The organism is Lysobacter sp. GQ73 (assembly GCF_059758755.1).
Genome location: NZ_JCAXEE010000002.1, coordinates 1 through 20,444 on the forward strand (window position 1 = coordinate 1; position 20,444 = coordinate 20,444).

A 20,444-nucleotide genomic window follows, 5' to 3' on the forward strand; every position below is an offset into this window, starting at 1 on the left:
GTTGGTCACTGTCGCGGTGCCGCTGACGCCGGTGATCGTGGTCGGGCCGGTCGCGGTCAGCGGGAAGTCGCTGATCGTCGCGGTACCGCCGTTGTCGTTGGTCACCGTCTTGACCAGGGTCAAAGTCGCGGCCTGGTCGTCGTTGACGATCGTACAAGTCGCCGAGACGCCGTTCGCCAGGGTCAGACTGTTGCCCGACAAAGTGCCCGCGCTGCAGCTCCAGGCGCCGGCGGTGTAGCCGGCCACCGAAGCTTCGGTCAGGGTGTAGACGCCGGCGCTGACCGGTGCATTGGTCACTGTCGCGGTGCCGCTGACGCCGGTGATCGTGGTCGGGCCGGTCGCGGTCAGCGGGAAGTCGCTGATCGTCGCCGCGCCGCCGTTGTCGTTGGTCACCGTCTTGACCAGCGTCAAGGTAGCCGGATCGTCGTTGTTGTTGATGGTGCAGGTCGCGGTGTCGCCGAAGGCGAGCGTCAGGTTGTTGGACACGACCGGCGCGCCGCCGTTGACGATGCAGCTGTAGGTGCCGGCGGTATAGCCGCTCGGGCCGCCCGTCTCGGAGAGGGTGTAGCTGCCCGGGCTGACCGGGGCATTGGTGACGGCGGTAGCGCCGGTGGCGCCGCTGATCGGGGTCGGGCCCGCCGCCTGCAGCGTCCAGGCGGTCGCGACTGCGGTGCCGCCGTTGTCGTTGGTGACCGTCTTGACCAAGGTCAGGGAGGCCAGGATCGAGTCGCTGTCGGTCGCGCTATTGCACGGTGGATTGGCGACGTTGCAGGTCGGATCGGTCACCCCGGTCGGGGGCGTCACGGTCGCGGTGTTGACGGCCTGGGCCTGCGCCGGGTCCGCGGACAGCAAGAGGGAGGCCGCAAACGCGGCCGGCATGATCATGCGACGGCTGAATGCTGTCGCGAGGGCTTGGAATTTGGCGATCACGCTGTTTGCTCCCCGATTGCCGCCGTGCCGAGCTCGTTGGCACGCGACGTGTTGCTAGCTAAGTGCTGGATTCCTTCCCCGGCCCCTCCTCGCATCGCCCGATCTCGAGCGACTGCCGCCTGCCTGCGTCACAGGCGGCCTGCCGGATTCGCTCCTCAGCTGGTGAGGGGGCGGTCCTGGCAGGAAGGAAAAACGGACACGGACATGCTCAGTGCGGCTGCAAAAACTGTGCCACTGGTCTCACTTTTATGAAATCTGAAGATTTCTGAAAGCGGCTCGGTCTGGATGTGCCCCAAAGCGTCACTTTGTTTACTTGCGGCGCCACTTGGCGCCAGCGGGGGCGAAACGGACCGGATACATCGGTCCCGCTCGCGGATACAGCGCAGGCCGCGCTTCACGCTGGCTGGCGGCGAATTTGTTTCAAATGAAACTTTTTCCCCGGTATCTCGTCGAGCCATGTCCCCTCCCCCTGAGAGTCCTATCGCCGCAACCAGCCCAATACCACTCAAAGCACCCTGTCCGAAGGCGGCAGGACACCGCCGAACAGGCAATCGACAGGTAATGTGCTTAGTGGCTTGCGTTTAACGATCTACTAACCCGACAGCTCGTTAATGTGACGATAAACACAGATTGCTCCGGAGTCATCCAATTTAGACGACCGTTTGTCGGTTACAGCCGGGCCTCGCTGAATCGCCATCGGTAACTGAATGAGTTGCCTGAAGTTAAACGGTCCGCAAGCTGTCCACGGGACACTCGCAAGTCGGCCGCGGGCCGGCGATCTGGACCGGCGTTGGGGCTGCGGGGCCGGCGACAGACGCGCCGGCCGCTCGCAGGACCAGCCCGGGCCGCCCTCAAAGCCGCCGATCGCATGGGCTCGAACGGCGACGGGACGCATTAATGCGGGCCGCGGCCGGTCCGCAGGTCGGCCGGATTGCCGCGACGCTCCCCTGGGAACCGCGCCCAACCACTGCCACGTCCCACTAGCCGCCGCGCGGTAAAGCCGCGCCCATAAAAAAGGGCGGCCGAAGCCGCCCTTTCACACACAACGCAGGAGATCCTGCCCCCGATGGGCGGTAATCAGCCGCCGCTCTTGGCGCCGCCGTTGGACTGGACCTTGGCGACGTAAGCCTTGTATTCGTCCGGCGTCAGCGCGCCGTTGGCATCCGAATCGGCCTGCTCAAAGACCTGGCCCAGCGCGGGAACCGCGGCGGCCTCGGTCTTGCTCAGGTTGCCGTCCTTATCGCCATCGACGTCGGCCCAGCTCTTCTTCTGCGGAGCCGCGGCGGTCGGCTGTGCGGCGGTAGCCGCTGCCGTGTCCTGCGCACCCGTGGCCGCCGCGGCGGCATCGTCGGTCGGCGGCGTCTGCGCGGCGTTGGTGGTCTGTGCGAACGCGAGCGGCGCGGACAGCGATGCGACCAGAGCCAAGGTACCGATCAGCGACTTGCGGGAAATCTGGTTCATGAGTGTCTCCTGGAATGAGTTTGCTGTACTGCGCGGTCTCGATGGCGATGGACTTACCGCACGAGTCCACCTTGCCGCCGCGCTTCTGAACCGATCGGCGTCCGCAAGCGTTAAAGCTACGTTGGCTTAACCACAGCCGTGGGCGATGCCGTTAGGCCGTCGGCGAAGTGAGCGGCCGTAACGCGGCAAACCGTGACCTGCGGCGTCAATTGTCCGCGCGCGCCCGATGCGCATTCGCTGAACGCAACACAACCTTTACGAATGGGCCGGTCAACCGGTGGACGCACGCATCGTGCAACCGCCCTTCATGCCGCATGCGCGGGACGATACCCGTTCGCGAGCGCAGGTCCCGGCGCCGTCAGGCAGTGGCCGCGACAAACCGCAGCTCGCGCTGCGCCAGTTCCGGCGCCGCCACTCGCAGGCAATGCTCGGCCTCGCGCTCCAGCGCCTCGCGATCGGCGGCCTTGAGCCGCTTGAACGGGGCGATGCTGAGAGTCGCGCAGCGGCCATCGCGCTGCAGTTTCCAGGTCCCGGCGACGAAACCGTCGACCAGGACCGTCGCCGCGACCAGACCGTTGCGGGTGAAGATCGCGCCGCGCCGGGACTCGTCGAAGATTCGAGAACGTTCGGCATGCGACAGCAGGACGTTATCGAACTCGGGCAGCAACCGCGCCGGTGCCGGCGCGCCGGTGTCCGGACGCGGCGCCTCGGGCAGGTCGAACAACTCGGTGCCGGCTTCGTCGCGAAACACCCGCAAGCCCGGGCGCAGACGGTCGAGACGCTCGCGCACCGAGGTCAGTCCGGACCACGTCGTCGCATCGCGCGCGCTGGCCGGGCCGAACGCGCCGAGATAACGCAACAGCATCGCGTCGATCGCGTCTTCGCCGGCGCTGTCGTCTATCGACGCACCCAGCCAGTCGATCGCGGTGGCGAAACAGGCCGGCTTGTGCGAATCCCACAGGCCCGCGGGCGGCACGTGCACCAAGGGCTCGGCGCCGCGCACCAGCAAAGCGAGTTGGTTGGCGTCGTGCTCCGGCCAATGCGCACCCAGGGCTTCGCCGAGCGCGGTCGCACTGAGCGGCTGCGCGCGCAAAGCCTCGAAGCCGGCTCGGCGCACCGCCGCGAGGTCCAGCCCCTTCAACGCGCGCGCATGCCCGCTCTGCAACGACAGCCGTTGCAAGACCGGCTGCAAGACCGGACGCAGCCGTCGATAATCCTGCGCGCTGACCAGGTGCAAGGTGCCGCGCATCATCGTCGCGCGAACCACTTCGCGGGCCTGCATCGCCCGGGTCAGATCGTCGAGGGCGAAATCGCGCAGGCGCGTCCACAGCCCCAGATAAGGCGGATTGGGCGCCTGCGCCTGCAGGCCGAGCAGGCGCTCGATCATCGCCGGCACCGACTCGCCGCTGCGTTCGAGCAGGCACTGCCGCGCCAGCAGCGCGCGATTCAGCGCGCGGGCGCTCAATACCTCGGCGGCCGCTTGCCGGGACCTACCGGCGCCCGCGGCAGCGCCCGGTTTCGCGCCCGGCACCGGAGTCAAACCCGCCTCCAGGCGCGTATCGGGACGAGCCTTCGACCCGTAGCCGCCAGCCTCACGCCTCGTCTTCCGCGTAGACCGCGACCTGCGGCCGGCCGTCCTCGTCGAGACTCACCGCAACCACGATCGGCCGGCAGCAGACCTGGCAATCCTCGATATAGCGCTGGTCGCCGGCGGAATCGTCGACGACCAGGTCGATCGGCTCGCCGCAGTAAGGACATTGGACTTCGACGCTCGGCAACATGGCGATGCCCCGGTGACGGACTCGCCATAGCATGGTGCCGGCGCGAATCCGGCGTCCAGTGATTCCTCGTTCCTGCCTGCGGCAGCGACCGTTCGTCGCCTGCGTCCGCACGCTCACTCTGGACTCATCGGCTGCGGCGGAAGCTGACGACGATACGGCGCGGGCCGGCAGCCGCCGCTGGCCGGCCCGATGCGATCGGCGCGCTTGCATGCCCCGGCAGCGAGCGCTTACGGCGAACGTCCCACGCTGGCGCGCCGGCGAAGCGGCGGACCGCATCCGGAGAGCGACATGAAGACCCGTCATGTGTTCAGCACCCCCGACCTCGCCACCGCGCAGGCAGCCATGCAGGCCGCGCGCGAAGCCGGCGTGCGCGACGAGGACATCCTGCTGATCGCGCGTTCCGACATCGAGCTCGAATCGATTCCGAACGAGCGCAAGGAAGCCGATACCGATTTGATGTCGGCGGCGCTGCGCGGCGCCGGCTACGGCGGCGCCACCGGCCTGCTCGCCGGCCTGCTCGCGGTCGTCGTCACCCCTATCGGCCTGACCATCGCCGGCGCCGCGGCCGCGACCGCGGCCGGCGCCATGGTCGGCTGCTGGGCCTCGGCCTTGATGGGCTCGGCCCTGCCCGACCCGATCCGGCGCAAGTTCGACGCGCACATCCAGCAAGGCCGCATCCTGGTCGTGATCGACGGCGACCGCGACCTGCTGCGGCAGGCCGAGGCGCGGGTGTTGCGCGAAGCGGTCGGCGCGGAGTTGCTGCCGTTCGACTCGCTCAAGGCATTCGCCTGACCCCGACGCGCCGCGGCGGCGCGCTCACGACTTCGTAGCGTCCAGGCCTCATTGCCTGCGTGATCGCGTTTGCGAATCGCGGCGGCGCCCGCGCGTGCGCCGCGAACTGCCGATCCGGTCGCAAGACCGGCGGTGCTTCGATGGCACTCTCGGCCGGCCTCAAACCCCACGCCTGCCGGACATCGGAGACCCACCATGAACCGCTCGATGCTCTCTCTCGTTTGCTCCACCGCGCTGCTCGGCGCTTTCGCCGCGCCCGCGGCCTGCGCGCTCGACCATGCCAGCGCGAACAGCGCGGCCGTATCCACCAAGGCACTGCCGTTCACCGCGACCGAAGTCGCGCGCTTCAACGAACCCTGGGCGATGACCTTCCTGCCCGACGGCCGCCTGCTGGTCACCGAGAAGCGCGGCGTGCTCAAGCTGCAGACCATCGGCGGAAGCGTGCGCACGGTCACCGGCGTGCCCGCGGTCGCCTACGGCGGCCAGGGCGGCCTGGGCGACGTGATCCTGCATCCGCAGTACGCGACCAACCGATACGTCTACATCAGCTACGCCGAACGCGGCAGCGCCACCGGCACCGCAGGCGCCGCGGTCGCACGCGCCAGGCTCAACATCGGCTCGACCAGCGCCTCGCTGAGCGAGTTGCGGGTGATCTGGCGCCAACCGAAAGTCAGCGGCAGCAATCACTACGGCCATCGCCTGGCGTTCGGCCCCGACCGCAAGCTGTGGATCACCTCGAGCGAGCGACAGAAGTTCGACCCCGCCCAGGACCTCAACTCCTCGCTCGGCAAGGTCATCCGCCTCAACGACGACGGTAGCGTACCGACCGACAATCCCTTCTACGGCCGCGGCGGCGTTGCCGCGACGGTGTGGTCCTACGGCCACCGCAACCTGCTCGGCATCGCTTTCGATGCGCAGAACCAGCTGTGGATCCACGAGATGGGGCCGAAGGGCGGCGACGAACTCAACCTGATCGAACGCGGTTCCAACTACGGCTGGCCGCTGGTCTCGCAGGGCGACCACTACGACGGCACGCCGATCCCGCGCCACAGCACCCGCCCGGATCTCAACGCGCCGGAAGCCTGGTGGACGCCGGTGATCGCGCCGGCCGGCTTCATCATCTACTCCGGCACCCGTTTCCCGGCCTGGGCCGGCAACGGCCTGATCGGCGGCCTGGCTTCGCAGGCGCTGATCCGCGTGCGCTTCAGCGGCACCACCGCCGCCGAGGCCGAGCGCTATCCGATGGGCAAGCGCATCCGCGAAGTCGAGCAAGGCCCGAACGGCGACGTCTGGGTGCTCGAAGACGGCACCGGCGCGCGGCTGCTGCGTCTGACCCCGCTATAAGGCCGACACGGCCCGCCCTCTCCCCAAGCCGGGAGAGGGCGGCGCTTATTGCGCGGCTTTCAACACCGGCTTGCGCGTGCCGAGCGCGAGTTGATAGCGTTGGTGCAGGGCCTGCACCTTGGCGATGTATTCCTGGGTTTCGCGATACGGCGGCACGCCGCCGTAACGGGTCACCGTGCCGATGCCGGCGTTGTAGGCGGCCGCGACCAACATCAAATCGCCCTTGTAGCGCCGCATCAACGCCTTGAGATGACGTGCGCCGGCATTGATCGATTCGGCCGACGAGAACGGATCGAGCACGCCGTATTCCTTGGCCGTCTCCGGCATCAACTGCATCACGCCCTGCGCGCCCTTGGACGAGACCGCCTTTGCGTCGAAGCCGCTCTCGGCATGGGCGATCGCGCGCAACCAGGCATCGTCGAGGCCGTTGGCCTTGGCCGCGGAACGGAACTGCGCCGGGTACTTGTCGAGTTGGGCCTTGCCGACCTTGCCCAGGCCGGGATGCGCGGGCTCGCCGGGCGGCGTGTCCACGGTGAAGCCCATCACCCGCACCGAGCCGGGCAGCTTGCGCGTGCTGTAGACGGTCTTGCCGTCCTGCTGGCGCTCGTAGAGGTTGCCGTTGATCACGCCCATCTCGCCCCACAGGTTGGGCAGCTTGGCGGCGTTGTCGTCGAATTGTTTGGCGACGCAGCGCGAACCGGGCTCGGGCGCGGTGGCGAGGCTGACGGTGCCGTCGCGCACGCAGCGGTACACGGTGCGCGCCTGCGCGCCCGCGGCCAGCGTCGACAGGACGAGGGCGGCGACGATGCGCAGGGCGGCGGCGGGCGGACGGGCGTTCATTCGCGGCGATTCTAGGCCCGCCGGCGGCCGGCGCCAGCGCCGAAGGTCAGGCCGGCGGCGCTGGGTTCACGATTGCCAAGGTCGCGTTCAGCCGGCAGCGCCGGCCGGCCCGTCCGCCCTGGCCGCGCGCAACAGAAAGGGCGGCCTCGCGGCCGCCCTTCTGCGTTGGCTGGGGCGGCCATCGCGGGCGATGGCCGCCGTCCTGGAATCAGGTACCCGAACCGTCGCCGTTCGCCGGCGGAGCCGCCGCACACGGCGGCGGCTGAACACAACAAAACGCTTACGAGCGCGGCCCGATCGATCCGGCTCGGCGCACCCCGGCGCAGCGGGCGCGTCGGGACCGCACCGCGAGGCTCGCACGCGTCGGCTGCCCCCACGACGACCGCGTCCGGCCTGCTTGTGGGCTGCGCGCCGGGCGACATGCCGCAGTGCGGATTGAAAGCGGCGGGCCGCAGGCACTAAGGTGCGACAAGATCGGCGCCGCATGCGGTCCGCCGCACCGCCACCGAGCGAGGGGAACCACCGTTTGAGCCAGCCGACGCCGCACGCGCCCGTTTCGTCCTCGCCCGCCGCCCATGCGGCCCCTGCTTCGGACGACGGACGCCCCGGCACCGTCCGCGCCGTCAGCCGCTGGCAGATCGTCGGCCTGTCGATCAACGACGTGATCGGCAGCGGCATCTATCTGCTGCCCGCGACCGCCGCCGCCCTGCTCGGCCCGGCCAGCCTGTGGGCGGTGCTGCTGGCCGGTTTCGCGGTGGCGCTGCTGGTGCTGTGCTACGCCCAGGCGGCGAGCTATTTCGACCAACCCGGCGGCGGCTATCTGTATGCCCGCGAAGCCTTCGGCCCGTTCGCCGGTTTCGAGGTCGGCTGGATGCTGCTGGTGACGCGCATCTCCACCGCGGCCTCGCTCAGCAACGGCCTGGCCGAAGCGGTCGGGCTGTTCTGGCCGGCCGCCAAGGGCGGAGTCGCGCGCGTGCTGGTGGTCGCCGGCTCGCTCGCCCTGTTGGTGCTGATCAACGTCATCGGCGTGCGCACCGCGGCGCGGGCGGGGGTCGCCCTGGCGATCGGCAAGCTGCTGCCCCTGCTGCTGTTCGTCGCCATCGGCGCGTTTTATTTCGATGCTTCGCTGCTGTCCACGGATGCGCCGATGCCGATGGATCACCTCGGCGAGGCCGCGTTGCTGCTGCTGTTCGCCTATGCCGGCTTCGAGAACCTGCCTGCGGCCGCCGGCGAATACCGCAATCCGCGCCGCGACGTGCCGTTCGCGCTACTGACCATGATCGTCCTGGTCACCATCATTTACTTCACCGTGCAGCTGGTCGCCCTCGGCACCTTGCCGGGCATCGCCCAGTCCTCGAGCCCGCTCGCCGAGGCCGCCGCGCATTTCAGCGGCACCGGCCTGGCCCTGGTGCTGACGGTCGGCGCGGCGATCTCGATCCTCGGCACCAACAGCAATACGGTGATGATGGGGCCGCGCTATCTGCTGGCCTTGTCGAAGGACGGCTACGGGCCGCGCGCCCTGTCGGCGATCCATCCGCGCTTCCACACCCCGGCGCGTGCGGTGGTGCTGCTCGGCGTGGTCGCGCTGGCGCTGGCCCTGACCGGGTCGTTCCAGCAACTCGCCCTGCTGTCGGTGGTGGCGCGCCTGTGCACCTACATCGGCACCGCGGTCTCGGTGCTGGTGTTGCAAAAGCGCCACGGCAAGAGCGAAGGAGCCCTGCAACTGCCGGGCGGCCCGATCATTCCGGTCGCGGCGATCGCGCTGTCGCTCGGCCTGCTCGCCAGCGCCAGCACAGCCAACCTGATCGCCGCGGCGATCGCGCTGGCGGTCGGCGCGGTGATCTACAAGTTCCGGCGCCAGCCGGAAGCCTGACGGCGCGGCACGGCACGGGCAAAGCACGCCGGCGAAGGCACGTCGGCGCTGCGCAACGCAGCAGGCCGGTACCTAGGCACGCGCCGCGGCGCGCAACCGAGCCTTCGACGCAGCTTGACCTCGATATTACTTGAGGTTTTAAGCTGCCGGTATGTTCCCCAACCACAGACCCGCATGTCCGCCAACATCCAACTTGCGCTGATCTACGGCAGCGCGCGCGAGGGCCGTTTCTGCGACGTCGTCGCCGAATGGACCCAGCGCCATATCGACCGCCACGGCGGCTTCGACACCGTACCCATCGATCCGGTCGACTGGCCGTTGTCCGGCCGCGTGCTGCGCCGGGACGAAGCGCAGTTGCAGCAGTTGCGCCAACGCCTGCATGCCGCCGACGCCTTCGTGATCGTCACGCCCGAGTACAACCACGGTTATCCGGCGCCGCTGAAAGCGCTGATCGACGCCTGCTACGAGCCGTGGCAGGCCAAGCCGGTCGCCTTCGTCAGCTACGGCGCCAGCTCCGGCGGCCTGCGCGCGATCGAGCAACTGCGCCAGGTCTTCGCCGAGTTGCACGCGGTGACCCTGCGCGACAGCGTCAACCTGGTCAGCGCCTGGCGCCAATTCGGTCCCGACGGCGAACTGCGCGATCCGCAAGCCGCGGGCAAGGCCATGACCACGATGCTGTCGCGGCTGGGCTGGTGGTCGCGGGCGTTGCGCGATGCGCGTTCGACCGCGCCGTACGAGGCCGCGGCCTGAGCGCGCTCAACGCAACGGCGGGGCCGGCGGCGGCACCGGCGCGCCGTCCGGCAGCTGCATGAGCTGGCGCTGCAGATCGAACAGGATCGCGGTATCGCCGGGCTGCCACTCGCGCGCTTCGTTGCCGCGGAAGCGGCGATGGAACGCGGCCAGCGCCGCGCCCGGGTCGCGCAGGTCGTAACCGATCAAGCGCAGCGCCGCCCAGGCATCGAAGCCCGGCGGCGGCTCGGCCGGCGCGGCGCGCGGCCACAGGCCGAAGCCGGCCTCGGCCAGGCGTTGCCAGGGGAACAACACGCTCGGGTCGGTCTTGCGCGTCGGCGCGAGATCCCCATGAGCCAGGATGGCATGGCGCGGAATGCCCAGGCGCCGGGTCAGATCTTCGAGCAGGCGCAGCAGGCTGTCGATCTGGGCCGGCTCGAACGGCTCGCTGCCGTCGTTGTCGAGCTCGATGCCGATCGAGGCCGAGTTGAGGTCGCTGACCGGGCCCCAACTGCCGGCGCCGGCATGCCAGGCGCGCATGCCGTCGGCGACCAGTTGATGGATGCGGCCGTCGGCTCCGATCAGATAGTGGGCGCTGACCCGCCCCTGCGAGTTGCGGGTCTGCAGGGTCCGCAACGCGCGCTCTGCGCTTTCCATCTGGGTGTGGTGCAGCACGATCAGCTGTGCGCCGCGCTGGTTGTAGTTCGGCGAACCCTGCCATTGCGCGAGCGGGTTATGCGGCGGCGCGGTCGCGCAGGCGCCCAGGACGAGGACCAGCGCCATGGCGCACGACTGCAGCGGACGGCGATAAGGCATGGACACGCGGTGGCGCTCGTGAGGCGATCGTTGCGCCGATGATCGCGCGAGCCGACGACCGCGGGCAATGCGCGGTCGCACCCAGGCTCGGCGATCGCCTGTTCATCCGCTGCCGCCCGCGCTTTGGTGACGCGTTCGCCAGTACGCGACTACCCGGGCGCCTACAGTGGCCGCCGGCACGGGCGCTCGCTCCTGCCCCGCCGACGCCGAGCCAACGTGGCGCACGGCGCCGGACGATTCGCCACGACGGTTCGCCAACACAGGAGAATCACCCATGAAGCGCAAAGGTTTCGGGTTCCTCGCAGCATTCGCCTTGGCCGCGTTCGGCTTCGGTTTCGGCATCGCCCAGGCGGCCTCGTCGGCGCCCGCCGACCAGGCTCTGTGCAGCTACAAGATCTGCCAGGACCGCTGCGGCGGCCTGCCGGGCTGGTATCCGGGCAACGGCGAACCCTGCCGCTGCTGCGACTGATCCGCTGCAGCGATGACGCGGCCGCCTGCCGCGCGGGCCGACCCGCGCGGCAGGTCGCGAGCCGCGGCGATTACATCGTCGGCCGGCCCTGCTGGCGCAACAGCTCCGGGTCCTGGCCGCGGGCTTCTTGCTCCTTGCGTCGCTGCGACGCGGTCTTGCACACGCGCTCGACCCGGTTGCTGCCGATCGGCCGCACGCGCTCGCAGATCAGCTTCTCTTCTTCGCCGCGGGCGGCCTGCGCGATCCAGGCCAGATCGCTGTGCGCGCTTTCGCGTTCGCTTTCGCTGAGATCTTCGTAGCGACGGCCTTCGAGCAGCTTGACCAAGCGCTCCTGGCGCGTCGCCAGTTCGCGGCGGGCATTCGCATCGAGTCCGCCGTAGGCGCCCTTGCCGGCCTCGACCTCGACGCGAATCTGCTTTTGCTGCTCCAGCACGCCCTGTACTTCGAACGGTGCCCGGTCGGGCGACGCCGTGGCCGTTGCGCAAGCCGCGGCCAGAATCAAGGTCGATAGAATCTTTCGCATGGTCCCTTATGCCTCGTCGAGTACGGCGCGAACGCCGCGGGGGCGAACCCTCCGGTTCGCTCGCCTGTCGTGGATGGTCGGTGCCGGCCCATCGCAGTCGACGACCGGCGTCCCGATCCTAATCGGGACGCCGGGCACACTCCATAGACTTTCGACCTAGGCGCTTGTCCTAATCGGGCGGTTCGTTCGACGGTCCGGGTCTGCTCAGGGCTTGAGCCAGTTGTTCGACACCGCCAGCATCGACAACAACTTGACGCTGTCGCCGTAGTAGTCGCTGGGGCCGCTGGAGACGGTATAGCTCCATAGCTTGTCGAGCCAGGCCTGACCATCGGGGTCGACGGTCGCGGCGACCGCGAACGGCGCGGTGAAGAACATGCTGTTGTAGTTCTCGACCACCTGGCCGTCGAGGCGATAGCCGCTGCGCACGCGGTACGGGTCGTTGCCGGCCTTGGCCCGGATCCACTGGCTCAGCTTGCGCGCGGCGCTGCGCGAACGGCTGTCGCCGCTGACCGCGGCGTCGATGCCGATCCGCCACGGCACCCGTCCGGCGTTCCAGGAGTAGTAGCCGTCGGTATCGGCCTCGAGGAAGTTCGCCGGGGCCGGCTTCGCGGTCGTGTTGGTGTTGACGATGAAGTCCGGCACCAGGCCGGTGTTCGGCGCGTAACTGCCCTGCATCGTCGACAGCAGGGTCTGGTGCGCGCCGAGTACGCCGGTCCAGTAGCTGTCGCCGAGCTTGCTGGCGAACGAACGGAAGTGGCCGAGCATCCAGTCCGAGCTGCGGGTGGCGTAGTAATGCTTCGGCGTATCGGTGCCGACCCAGTCGCCCAGGTTGACCAGCCTGGTGGTCGGGTTGACGTTGCTGCGGCGGATCGCGGCGATCACCCGGCGCGCCTCGGCGGCGTAATTGATGGCCCCGCCCGAGCCCCACTGCGCATCGGCCAGCAGCAGGGCGTAGGCGATGTCGAGGTCGCCGTCGGTGGCCGAAGCCGCGCCGAGGATGTTCTGGCAACTGGCGTTCTGGGCCCAGGCCAGCAGATCGCTGTCGTTGGAGCTGGGGTGGCCGCGGTTGTAGCGGTGCAGGCCGTCGAACAAGGCCTGCGCCTGGGGGTCCTCGCCGGCCATCATCACCGTGATCAGCATCCCGTAGCCCTGTCCTTCCGAGACCACGTAGGCGCCGTCGCCGGTGCCGGCCTTGACCCGGTATTCGCCGGCCTTGCAGCCCGGGACGAGGTAGCGCTGCTTCCAGGTGCGATAGAACGACGCGGTGGACTGATCGGCGGCGGCGCGGCCGACGCTCGGGCTGAGGGTGCCGCCGGCGTAGGCCTGGCGGTGGCTGCCGAACGGGAAGTTGGGCGCGGCCGTGGCCGACAGCGCGGCGGTGGTGGCGACGACTAGGGCGAGCGATTGCAGGCAGCGCCGCAACAAGGGGCGGCGCGTCGTTTTCGTGTGCACTGACATGGGACGTCTCCGAAGGTGGGGAACCAAGGTCTGGCGGGCGCCGCGCGCACTTCGCCATTCGCCGCTCCGATGGGACGGCGCGGCGTGGCTGGTATTCGATGAGCGGGTCGAGTGCGGCGTGGCGGCGTGGCGCGTCCGCCGATGCGCGTTGCACCGCGCCGGACGCACGACGAGGCTAGCGCGCGGCGCGGCGCAGCATTCGTTCAGACGTGACCGCGCGCGTGAACGCGGCGGGCCGGCTTCGCAGATAGACGATGGTCGTAGACCTAGAGATAACTCAGCCAGCGATCGCGCCTTCGCGCCTTGACCCCGGCGAACCAGCGCGACAGCGGGTACAGCGCCGCAAGCACGCCCAGCCACACCGCGAACACCGCCGGCAGGCTTACGCCCCAACCCGATTCGGCGACGCGCCCGGGATTGCCGAGAATGCCCACGAACACGGTCGCGGGAATGCCGCTGGCGACGCCGATCAGCAAGGCCAGGCCATGCACGAGATAGATATGCAGCAAGTAAGTGAACAACGGCGTGCGGCCGAACGCGAGCAGCACGCGCCGCAGCCGACCCGGGCCATGCTCCAGCGCCAGCATCAGCAGCAGCGACACACCGACCGTAACCAGGGCATACAGCAGCGAAGGCGGGTACTTGGACACATTGAGGAAGGCCATCGCGTCGAACAGCGGCTCAACCTGGCGCAGCCACGGCGCGGGGTCGCCGAAGCCGCTGCCGGCGCGCAGCAGCGCGAACGCCGCCAGCATCGCCAGGGCGAGCGCGGCGATGGCGCGGCGCCGGTGCGGTGCATCGAGCAGGAACAGCGGGCCGAGGCCATAGCCGAGACAGAGGATGCCGCCCCAGGGCAAAGCCGGATAGGCGACGAAACCTTCGATGCCGGGCACCGCACCGGGCCGCATCGCCAGGGTCCACAGCGGCGCCAGCGCGCCCCAGCGGCTCGCATCGAATTCGCCCAGCACCCCGTGCCCGGCGACGATGACGATGCCGAGCGCAAGCACCGCCGGGCGCGGGAGCCAGATCAGCGCCGCCATCGCCAGCATGCCGACGCCGATCGCCCAGATCACCTGCAGGAACAGGAACGGCCAGACGAAGTTGAAACCGAACACGATCACGGTCAGCTCCAGCCCGATCAGCCACAGCCCGCGACTGAGCAGGAACCGCGACTGCGCCGGCCGCGGATAGCCGCCGGCTTGCTGCAGGAAGATCGATACGCCGGCCAGCAGGACGAAACTCGGCGCGCACAGGTGGGTGATCCAGCGCGTCGCGAACAGCAGCGGCGTGGTCCTGGCCAGGTCGGTCGGGTTGAACGCGAACGCCTGCCAATGGAAGTAGTCGCGGACGTGGTCGAGCACCATCAACGCGATCACCAGCCCGCGCAACGCGTCGACCATGTCCAGGCGCGCTGCGCCCGGGCGGGTCAGTCCGGGAGGGGACGAGAGCGGATCGGACGGGAGCAGCTTCGACGATAGCGGATCGGCCCCAGGCCGATCCGGTGCGGCGACGGTAGACGGCGTGCTCGGCATGGCGACGGCTTCCGATGGCCCGGCCGCGAGCATAGCGCTTGCGCGGCCGCCTCCGTGGTGCTTACCGGCGCCGGGCCGGAACGGGCCGGCCTATTCCTTGCGGATGGCGTGGCCGCCGAATTCGTTGCGCATCGCCGCCAGCAGTTTGTCGGCGAAGGAATCCTTCTCGCGCGAGCGCAGCCGTTCGAGCAACGAAGCGGTGATCACCGGCGCGGAAACGTTGAGATCGATCGCTTCGGCGACGGTCCAGCGGCCTTCGCCGGAGTCCTCGACGTAGGGCGCGATGCCGTCGAGCGCGGGGTTCTTGGCCAGCGCATCCGAACTCAGGTCGAGCAGCCACGAACGCACCACGCTGCCGTGCCGCCAGATCTCGGCGATCTGGTGCAGGTCCAGGCCGAACTCGTCCTTGCGCCCCATGATCGCGAAGCCCTCGGCATAGGCCTGCATCAGGCCGTACTCGATGCCGTTGTGGACCATCTTGGTGAAGTGGCCGGCGCCGCTCGGCCCGACCCGGCCCCAGCCGCGATCGGCCGCCGGCGCCAGGCTCTCGAAGATCGGGCGCAGCCGCTCGACCGCGGCCTCGTCGCCGCCGATCATCAGGCTATAGCCTTCCTTCAGGCCCCACACGCCGCCGCTGGTGCCCGAGTCGACGTAGTGCAGGCCGCGCTCGGCGAGTTGCGCGGCGCGGCGCATGGTGTCCTTGTAGTTGGAGTTGCCGCCGTCCACGACCACGTCGCCCACGGCGAGCAGCGGCAGCAGTTCGGCCAGGGTCGCGTCGACCACCGCGCCGGCCGGCACCATCAGCCAGACCGTGCGCGGCGCGGGCAGCGCGGCGACCAGTTCGCGCAGGGACGCGGTCGCTTCGATGCCGCGTGCCGCGGCCTGTTCGCGCGCGGCCGGGGTCGGGTCGAAGCCGACCAACCGATGGCCGCCGCGTACCAGTCGTTCGGCCATGTTGGCGCCCATGCGCCCCAGACCGACCATGCCCAGATCCATGCTGTCTCCTTTGTCTTGTCCGACTGTGGTTCGAACCGCCGGCGAGTGCGGCGATCGGGTGAGGACCAATACGCGATCACGTCGGCGCCATTGTCCCTTGTGTTTTGGAAATCGAGTGTGATCGCCTCTGAGATGGTCGCGGGCCCGCAAGCCGCAATCGCAGCCCGCGCAACGCATCGATCCAATGCCGGCCTGTTCGTTTGTCGGAAACGATCGCCTCCGGCCCGGCCCGCCTGCGCGAACGCTCAGTCCCTCGCCTTGGCCCGCTCGCGCATCTGCATCGCCTCGAACACCGCGATCGCCGGGGCGCTCGGCTGGTCGACCGGGATGTCGTGCGAGCTGTTTTCGATGATGACCCGCTTGCCCAGGCGGGTGGTGCCGATCAGGGCGGTATGGGTCTGCTCGCGGGCCGCGATCAACGACTGCTGGTCTTTCGGCGATGCGCCCGGATACGGGCGGTCCGCGCTCAACACCAACACCGGCTTGCCGTCGTGGCGTTCGCTCTTCGGCACCGGCGCGTCGTACAGCGCGCCGCGGTGTTCCGAGGCCGAGATCAATCCGGCCCAGAACGCCGGCTTGGAACGCCAGGCCAGGATCGCCGCGTTCAAGCGCGCGCTGTAGTTCGGGTTCGGCCCGCGCAGGCAGGAGTTGAGTTCGGCCGGCGGCGTAGCGCTCAGCCGGCCCTCGCGCGCGCCCTGCTCGCAGCTGCGGTACATCGCCAGCATCTTCGGCGCGATCTCGGCTTCGCGCCGGGCGTAACCGGGGGAAAACTCGGCGACGTTCTGCACCGGCGGGTCGATCAGCACCAACGCCGCTACGTGCTTGGGATGACGCTCGTCGTAGCGGCGCACCACCTGGCTGCCGTAGGAATGGCCGATCAGGATCAGCGGAGTGTCGAGATCGGCGGCCTCGATCAGGTCGTGCAGGTCGGCGACATCGGCATCGAGATCGCGCGGCAGCGGGCCGGGGTCGCTGTAGCCGACCCCGGCGCGGTCGTAGGCGCACACGCGGTTGCGCTCGGCGATCAGCGGCTGCGCCTTGGCCCAGGACAGGGAGTCGGCTGCGAACCCGGCTTCCAGCAACACCGTCGGCTCGCCCCGCCCGCTGCAGCGCAGATTGAGATGGCGGCCTTTGCCGATATCGACCCGCTGCGCCGGCTCGGCATAGGCATCGAGGCTCAGGTCGGGAACCGCTTTCGTGGCCGCGGCGGGCGCCGGCGCATCGGCCGCACCGGCGGCGCAGGCCGCCGTCATCAGCAGCGCCGCCGCCAGCTTGCCGCAGGTCTTGCCCGGACTGCTCATAACCGCCTCGCCTTCGGTCAATGAAGCGGCGATGGTAAGCAGGAGTGCGCTGTAGCGAGAGGGAGGCCGGCGCGGCCGAGACAGACGCGATTCAGTTCCGCGCCGCGCAGCGGCCTGTCTCGAAGCGTCCCCATCCGGAGGACGCAAAATAATTTTGGCGAGCGTGTCTATCCGACCGGCGCCGGTACGTCGTCATTACAAGAGCGCCCAGCCATCGGCCGGCCGCGCTTTGCCGATAACGACAGCCATCCCATAACGACAGCTTTCCCCATAACGACATTCGACAGGAGAGACCGCCATGCGCTTCATGATGCTGATGATTCCCAAAGGTTACGAATCCGCCGCGCCCGGCACCCTGCCGAGCGCCGAAGCGGTCGAGGCGATGATGGCCTACAACCGCGAACTGCAGCAGGCCGGCGTGTTGATCGCGCTCGACGGGCTGCATCCGCCGTCGATGGGCGCGCGGGTCAGCTTCGCCGGCGGCAAGCCGAAGATCACCGACGGCCCGTTCCCGGAGGCCAAGGAAGTGCTGGGCGGCTACTGGATGATCGAAGTCGCCTCGCGCGAAGAGGCCATCGCCTGGGCCGCACGCTGCCCGGGCTCGGACAACGAAGTCATCGAGGTGCGCCAGGTCCAGGAGATGGAAGACTTCCCGGCCGACGTGCAGCAGGCCGCCGCAGGTTTCGAACAACTGCACAATCGCGCGCCCTGAGCCCGCCCCTTCGCCCCAGCCAGGACACACCATGTTCAAGATCATCCTGCTCGTCATCGCTGCCATTCTCGTCGCGCTCGCCATCGTGATCGCCCTGCAACCCTCGCAGTTCCGCGTCGCCCGCAGCATCGCGATCGACGCGCCGCCGGCGGCGGTCTTCGCTCAGGTCGGGGACTTCCGTCGCTGGACGGCGTGGTCGCCGTTCGAAAAGCTCGACCCCAAAATGCAACGCAGCCATCAGGGCCCGGCGCTGGGCGTGGGCGCGGTCTACGACTGGGTCGGCGACAAGAACGCCGGCGAAGGCCGGGCGACGGTCCTGGAAAGCCGCCCCGGCGAATACCTCCGGATCGAACTGGCCTTCCGCAAACCGTTCCAGGCCACCAACCTCGCCGAGTTCACGTTCAAGCCGGTCGGCGACAAGACCGAAGTCACCTGGTCGATGAGCGGCGAGCGCAATTTCATGTTCAAGGCGTTCGGTTTGTTCATGAGCATCGACAAGATGCTGGGCGCGCACTTCGAGGACGGCCTCGCGCAACTCAAGACCATTGCCGAACGCCAGCCGCGCGGTTGAGCCGACACGGCCGGGCCGACTTCGGCGAAGGCCGCCGCGATGCGGCCTTCGTCGCAAGACCGGTCAGGCGACCTCGCGGCCCGCGCCGGCCTGCCAGATCAGATACCAGTCTTCGGCGTCGAGTTCGATCGACAGCGCCGCGACCGCATCGCGCAGACCCTGCACCCGGCCGCTGCCGGTGATCGGCCACGGCCGCGACGGATGCCGCAGCAACCAAGCGTAGGCCATCGTCGCCGCCGGAGCGCCGTAGCGCTCGCCGAGCGCGGTCAATACCTCATGGACGCGCGCGGCCTGGGCATCGCCCTGGCCGAACAGGCGCCCGCCGCCGAGCGGCGACCAGATCATCGGCCGCATCCCCAGGGTCTGGCACTGGTCGAGCGTTCCGTCGTCGAGCGCCGCCAGTTGCAGCGGCGACAGTTCGATCTGATGGGTCGCCAGCGAATGCCGCGAATGCAGCAGCGCCAGTTGCGAAGGCGAATGATTGGACACGCCGACCTGCAGCACCTTGCCGGCCGCCTTGAGTTCGTCGAAACAACGGCCGAGCGCGTCGGCGTCCATCAACAGGTCGGGACGGTGGATCAACAACAGGTCGAGACGATCGGTGCGCAGCGCGCGCAGCGAATTCTCGACCGAAGCGACTACGTGCGCGGGCGAGGTGTCGTAGGACTTGACCCGATGCGAGGGGCGCCGCGCCGAGGGCAGCCGGATTCCGCACTTGCTGACGATCTGGATGCGTTCGCGCAATCCGGGACTTGCCGCCAGGGCTTCGCCGAACAGGGCCTCGACGCCGTAGTCGCCGTAGATGTCGGCGTGGTCGAAGCTGGTGATGCCGAGGTCCAGCGCCGCGCCGATCCAGTGCAGGCGTTGCTGGACGTCGAAGCTCCACTCGGCCATGCGCCAGGCGCCGGCGACGATCGGAGACAGGAACGGATCCGGAGGGGACATAAGGCGGGCCGTAGTCGAAAGACCCCAGTCTAGGGTCTCGCCCGCGAGCGCAGAAGCCCGGCCGTGGCGACGATCAGGCCGGCTCGCGTTAGGCCAGTTCGCCGGCGCGCGCGTGGACCGCGTCGAACACCGCCTCCAGGCCCGGGTGGACGCCGCGCACGCCGGCGACGACCTGCGCCGACCAATCGAAATACGCCTGTTTGCGTTGCGCCGGCCAGTCCGCCGGCGGCTGCGCGAGCAAGTCGCGCAGGTTGCAGATCTTGTCGGCCAGCTTGATCAGCCGGGCCTCGCGCGACAGATGCGGCGCGTGCTCGATCTGCAGACGCTTGCGCTCGGCCTTCGGCAGCGACTTGTCGTCGCTGACTTCCAGCACGACCGCGGCGACGCGCGCGCCGAACAGCGCTTCGATTTCGTCCGCACCGGTCTCGGTGTCCTCGACCGTGTCGTGCAGCAAGGCCGCGCACAGGACCGTGGTGTCGTCGATGCCGCCCTCGTTGGCCAGCACGTCGGCCAGGGCGATGGGGTGATTGATGTAGGGCGAGGCCTCGGCGTCGCGGCGGCGCTGGTGGCGGTGGCGCTCTGCCGCGAAGGCGGCGGCGCGGATCAACAAGCCATGGGTCGTGTTCATGAGCTGCTCCTTGCAGGTCCGCCCAGCGATTCGCGCCACGCAGCATCGGCTGCGCGGCGAGATCGGAGAGGAGGATGGCGACGGGTCGTCCGCGGGGTGCGAACCGGCACGGCCGCAGCGGCCAGTATAGACCGCTGCGGCCGCGGTGACCGGGCGACTGGCTCTCGGCCGGACGCCAGCCGGACGTCGCTTACCCGGCCGCGACCGCGGCGAGCGCCTCGATCTCGAACAACATGCCGTCCAGGGCCAGCCTCGGCACCGGAATCAGGGTGCAGGTCGGGCGATGCTCGCTGCCGAACGCCGCGGCCAGTTCGGTGCCGAACGCATGCAGGCGAGCCTCGCTGTGATCGACGATCAATACGGTCAGCTTGACCACGTCCGACGGCGACGCGCCAGCCGAGGCCAATGCGGTGACCAGGTTGTGCATCGCCTGGCGCACCTGCGCCTGGAAGTCGTCGGCGAGCGCACCGTCGGCGGTCTCGCCGCCCTGGCCGGCGACGAACACCCAGCGCACCGCGCCCGCGACTTCGGCCAGGTGCGAGTAACCGTTGGGGGCGGGATCGTAAAGGCCGGCCGGGTTGCTCAGGACCAGGGCAGGCTTCGGGTTTGCAGCGTTCATTGCGATTCCTTCGAGGTGGGGTTGATGAGCTGCGGTCGGCCCCCGCCATATTCAATCCATGGATCGATGCGCTGGATCGACTCGCTCTCGCTGTCCCGACGATTCACCGCATCGGCTTGTGACA

Annotated in this window: 21 protein-coding genes; 7 read left to right on the forward strand and 14 right to left on the reverse strand. The window is 69.1% G+C overall.

The window, feature by feature from the left end:
• From AC6CH2_RS04950 to AC6CH2_RS04965, 4 genes are all read right to left on the reverse strand, one after another.
• Positions 1-852, reverse strand: an 852-nt coding sequence (locus AC6CH2_RS04950) for a hypothetical protein (RefSeq protein WP_498268220.1), incomplete at its 3' end; no start/stop codon positions are given.
• Positions 853-2,007: 1,155 nt separating this feature from the next.
• Positions 2,008-2,391 carry an EF-hand domain-containing protein gene (locus AC6CH2_RS04955; RefSeq protein ID WP_498268221.1) on the reverse strand — a complete coding sequence of 128 codons (384 nt, stop codon included), beginning with the start codon at positions 2,389-2,391 and terminating at the stop codon, positions 2,008-2,010.
• Positions 2,392-2,749: 358 nt separating this feature from the next.
• On the reverse strand, positions 2,750-3,856 hold the full coding sequence (locus tag AC6CH2_RS04960) for a winged helix DNA-binding domain-containing protein (RefSeq protein WP_498268222.1): 1,107 nt from the start codon (positions 3,854-3,856) through the stop codon (positions 2,750-2,752).
• 127 nt (positions 3,857-3,983) lie between these two features.
• The gene (locus tag AC6CH2_RS04965; RefSeq protein WP_498268223.1) at positions 3,984-4,172 is read right to left on the reverse strand and encodes a CPXCG motif-containing cysteine-rich protein; all 189 of its coding nucleotides are present in this window, start codon (positions 4,170-4,172) and stop codon (positions 3,984-3,986) included.
• Positions 4,173-4,460: 288 nt separating this feature from the next.
• On the opposite strand from AC6CH2_RS04965, the gene AC6CH2_RS04970 reads away from it, so the two are divergent.
• Together AC6CH2_RS04970 and AC6CH2_RS04975 are read left to right on the forward strand one after the other, a co-directional pair.
• Positions 4,461-4,964 (forward strand): hypothetical protein, encoded by a 504-nt coding sequence (locus tag AC6CH2_RS04970; RefSeq protein WP_498268224.1) that lies wholly within the window; start codon positions 4,461-4,463, stop codon positions 4,962-4,964.
• 195 nt (positions 4,965-5,159) lie between these two features.
• The gene (locus tag AC6CH2_RS04975; protein ID WP_498268225.1) at positions 5,160-6,308 is read left to right on the forward strand and encodes a PQQ-dependent sugar dehydrogenase; all 1,149 of its coding nucleotides are present in this window, start codon (positions 5,160-5,162) and stop codon (positions 6,306-6,308) included.
• A gap of 45 nt (positions 6,309-6,353) precedes the next feature.
• Here the strand turns inward: AC6CH2_RS04975 and AC6CH2_RS04980 are convergent, their stop codons facing one another.
• Complete coding sequence (locus AC6CH2_RS04980; protein ID WP_498268226.1) at positions 6,354-7,148, reverse strand: lytic transglycosylase domain-containing protein; 795 nt, start codon at positions 7,146-7,148, stop codon at positions 6,354-6,356.
• A 637-nt stretch (positions 7,149-7,785) separates the two neighbouring features.
• Between AC6CH2_RS04980 and AC6CH2_RS04985 the strand changes: the two genes are divergently transcribed.
• Both AC6CH2_RS04985 and AC6CH2_RS04990 read left to right on the forward strand, forming a co-directional pair.
• Complete coding sequence (locus AC6CH2_RS04985) at positions 7,786-9,021, forward strand: APC family permease (RefSeq protein ID WP_498269087.1); 1,236 nt, start codon at positions 7,786-7,788, stop codon at positions 9,019-9,021.
• A gap of 174 nt (positions 9,022-9,195) precedes the next feature.
• Positions 9,196-9,771 (forward strand): NADPH-dependent FMN reductase, encoded by a 576-nt coding sequence (locus AC6CH2_RS04990; protein WP_498268227.1) that lies wholly within the window; start codon positions 9,196-9,198, stop codon positions 9,769-9,771.
• A gap of 6 nt (positions 9,772-9,777) precedes the next feature.
• Here AC6CH2_RS04990 and AC6CH2_RS04995 read toward each other — a convergent pair whose 3' ends face one another.
• A complete protein-coding gene (locus tag AC6CH2_RS04995) occupies positions 9,778-10,566 on the reverse strand; it encodes an N-acetylmuramoyl-L-alanine amidase (RefSeq protein WP_498269088.1) in 789 nt (262 codons plus the stop codon).
• A gap of 274 nt (positions 10,567-10,840) precedes the next feature.
• On the opposite strand from AC6CH2_RS04995, the gene AC6CH2_RS05000 reads away from it, so the two are divergent.
• On the forward strand, positions 10,841-11,035 hold the full coding sequence (locus AC6CH2_RS05000) for a hypothetical protein (protein ID WP_435394514.1): 195 nt from the start codon (positions 10,841-10,843) through the stop codon (positions 11,033-11,035).
• A gap of 70 nt (positions 11,036-11,105) precedes the next feature.
• On the opposite strand, the gene AC6CH2_RS05005 is transcribed toward AC6CH2_RS05000, so the two are convergent.
• The 5 genes from AC6CH2_RS05005 to AC6CH2_RS05025 form a co-directional block, all read right to left on the reverse strand.
• Entirely contained in the window at positions 11,106-11,558 is a 453-nt protein-coding gene (locus tag AC6CH2_RS05005) for a hypothetical protein (RefSeq protein WP_498268228.1), read from the reverse strand.
• Positions 11,559-11,762: 204 nt separating this feature from the next.
• Positions 11,763-13,016 carry a family 8 glycosyl hydrolase gene (locus AC6CH2_RS05010; protein ID WP_498268229.1) on the reverse strand — a complete coding sequence of 418 codons (1,254 nt, stop codon included), beginning with the start codon at positions 13,014-13,016 and terminating at the stop codon, positions 11,763-11,765.
• Positions 13,017-13,282: 266 nt separating this feature from the next.
• Positions 13,283-14,416: an acetyltransferase domain-containing protein gene (locus AC6CH2_RS05015; RefSeq protein ID WP_498268230.1), complete on the reverse strand. Its 1,134-nt coding sequence runs from the start codon at positions 14,414-14,416 to the stop codon at positions 13,283-13,285.
• Positions 14,417-14,638: 222 nt separating this feature from the next.
• Complete coding sequence (gene gnd / locus AC6CH2_RS05020; protein WP_498268231.1) at positions 14,639-15,544, reverse strand: phosphogluconate dehydrogenase (NAD(+)-dependent, decarboxylating); 906 nt, start codon at positions 15,542-15,544, stop codon at positions 14,639-14,641.
• A gap of 245 nt (positions 15,545-15,789) precedes the next feature.
• Positions 15,790-16,845 carry an alpha/beta fold hydrolase gene (locus tag AC6CH2_RS05025; protein WP_498268232.1) on the reverse strand — a complete coding sequence of 352 codons (1,056 nt, stop codon included), beginning with the start codon at positions 16,843-16,845 and terminating at the stop codon, positions 15,790-15,792.
• A 298-nt stretch (positions 16,846-17,143) separates the two neighbouring features.
• Between AC6CH2_RS05025 and AC6CH2_RS05030 the strand changes: the two genes are divergently transcribed.
• Positions 17,144-17,557, forward strand: a complete 414-nt coding sequence (locus tag AC6CH2_RS05030) for a YciI family protein (protein WP_498268233.1) — start codon at positions 17,144-17,146, stop codon at positions 17,555-17,557.
• Positions 17,558-17,588: 31 nt separating this feature from the next.
• On the forward strand, positions 17,589-18,128 hold the full coding sequence (locus AC6CH2_RS05035) for an SRPBCC family protein (RefSeq protein ID WP_498268234.1): 540 nt from the start codon (positions 17,589-17,591) through the stop codon (positions 18,126-18,128).
• 63 nt (positions 18,129-18,191) lie between these two features.
• Here the strand turns inward: AC6CH2_RS05035 and AC6CH2_RS05040 are convergent, their stop codons facing one another.
• The 3 genes from AC6CH2_RS05040 to AC6CH2_RS05050 all read right to left on the reverse strand — a co-directional run bounded on the left by AC6CH2_RS05040 (position 18,192) and on the right by AC6CH2_RS05050 (position 20,320).
• On the reverse strand, positions 18,192-19,073 hold the full coding sequence (locus tag AC6CH2_RS05040; RefSeq protein ID WP_498268235.1) for an aldo/keto reductase: 882 nt from the start codon (positions 19,071-19,073) through the stop codon (positions 18,192-18,194).
• A gap of 88 nt (positions 19,074-19,161) precedes the next feature.
• On the reverse strand, positions 19,162-19,701 hold the full coding sequence (locus tag AC6CH2_RS05045) for an HD domain-containing protein (RefSeq protein ID WP_498268236.1): 540 nt from the start codon (positions 19,699-19,701) through the stop codon (positions 19,162-19,164).
• Positions 19,702-19,891: 190 nt separating this feature from the next.
• Complete coding sequence (locus AC6CH2_RS05050; RefSeq protein WP_498268237.1) at positions 19,892-20,320, reverse strand: RidA family protein; 429 nt, start codon at positions 20,318-20,320, stop codon at positions 19,892-19,894.
• Between the last annotated feature and the right edge of the window lie 124 nt (positions 20,321-20,444).

What these genes read in the sequence shown, in the direction of transcription:
- AC6CH2_RS04955 (WP_498268221.1), bottom strand. Translation starts at nt 2,391, where the DNA reads ATGAACCAGATTTCCCGCAAGTCGCTGATCGGTACCTTGGCTCTGGTC.
- AC6CH2_RS04965 (WP_498268223.1), bottom strand. Translation starts at nt 4,172, where the DNA reads ATGTTGCCGAGCGTCGAAGTCCAATGTCCTTACTGCGGCGAGCCGATC.
- AC6CH2_RS04970 (WP_498268224.1), top strand. Translation starts at nt 4,461, where the DNA reads ATGAAGACCCGTCATGTGTTCAGCACCCCCGACCTCGCCACCGCGCAG.
- AC6CH2_RS04975 (WP_498268225.1), top strand. Translation starts at nt 5,160, where the DNA reads ATGAACCGCTCGATGCTCTCTCTCGTTTGCTCCACCGCGCTGCTCGGC.
- AC6CH2_RS04980 (WP_498268226.1), bottom strand. Translation starts at nt 7,148, where the DNA reads ATGAACGCCCGTCCGCCCGCCGCCGCCCTGCGCATCGTCGCCGCCCTC.
- AC6CH2_RS04990 (WP_498268227.1), top strand. Translation starts at nt 9,196, where the DNA reads ATGTCCGCCAACATCCAACTTGCGCTGATCTACGGCAGCGCGCGCGAG.
- AC6CH2_RS04995 (WP_498269088.1), bottom strand. Translation starts at nt 10,566, where the DNA reads ATGCCTTATCGCCGTCCGCTGCAGTCGTGCGCCATGGCGCTGGTCCTC.
- AC6CH2_RS05000 (WP_435394514.1), top strand. Translation starts at nt 10,841, where the DNA reads ATGAAGCGCAAAGGTTTCGGGTTCCTCGCAGCATTCGCCTTGGCCGCG.
- AC6CH2_RS05005 (WP_498268228.1), bottom strand. Translation starts at nt 11,558, where the DNA reads ATGCGAAAGATTCTATCGACCTTGATTCTGGCCGCGGCTTGCGCAACG.
- AC6CH2_RS05010 (WP_498268229.1), bottom strand. Translation starts at nt 13,016, where the DNA reads ATGTCAGTGCACACGAAAACGACGCGCCGCCCCTTGTTGCGGCGCTGC.
- AC6CH2_RS05015 (WP_498268230.1), bottom strand. Translation starts at nt 14,416, where the DNA reads ATGGTCGACGCGTTGCGCGGGCTGGTGATCGCGTTGATGGTGCTCGAC.
- gnd (WP_498268231.1), bottom strand. Translation starts at nt 15,544, where the DNA reads ATGGATCTGGGCATGGTCGGTCTGGGGCGCATGGGCGCCAACATGGCC.
- AC6CH2_RS05025 (WP_498268232.1), bottom strand. Translation starts at nt 16,845, where the DNA reads ATGAGCAGTCCGGGCAAGACCTGCGGCAAGCTGGCGGCGGCGCTGCTG.
- AC6CH2_RS05030 (WP_498268233.1), top strand. Translation starts at nt 17,144, where the DNA reads ATGCGCTTCATGATGCTGATGATTCCCAAAGGTTACGAATCCGCCGCG.
- AC6CH2_RS05035 (WP_498268234.1), top strand. Translation starts at nt 17,589, where the DNA reads ATGTTCAAGATCATCCTGCTCGTCATCGCTGCCATTCTCGTCGCGCTC.
- AC6CH2_RS05040 (WP_498268235.1), bottom strand. Translation starts at nt 19,073, where the DNA reads ATGTCCCCTCCGGATCCGTTCCTGTCTCCGATCGTCGCCGGCGCCTGG.
- AC6CH2_RS05045 (WP_498268236.1), bottom strand. Translation starts at nt 19,701, where the DNA reads ATGAACACGACCCATGGCTTGTTGATCCGCGCCGCCGCCTTCGCGGCA.
- AC6CH2_RS05050 (WP_498268237.1), bottom strand. Translation starts at nt 20,320, where the DNA reads ATGAACGCTGCAAACCCGAAGCCTGCCCTGGTCCTGAGCAACCCGGCC.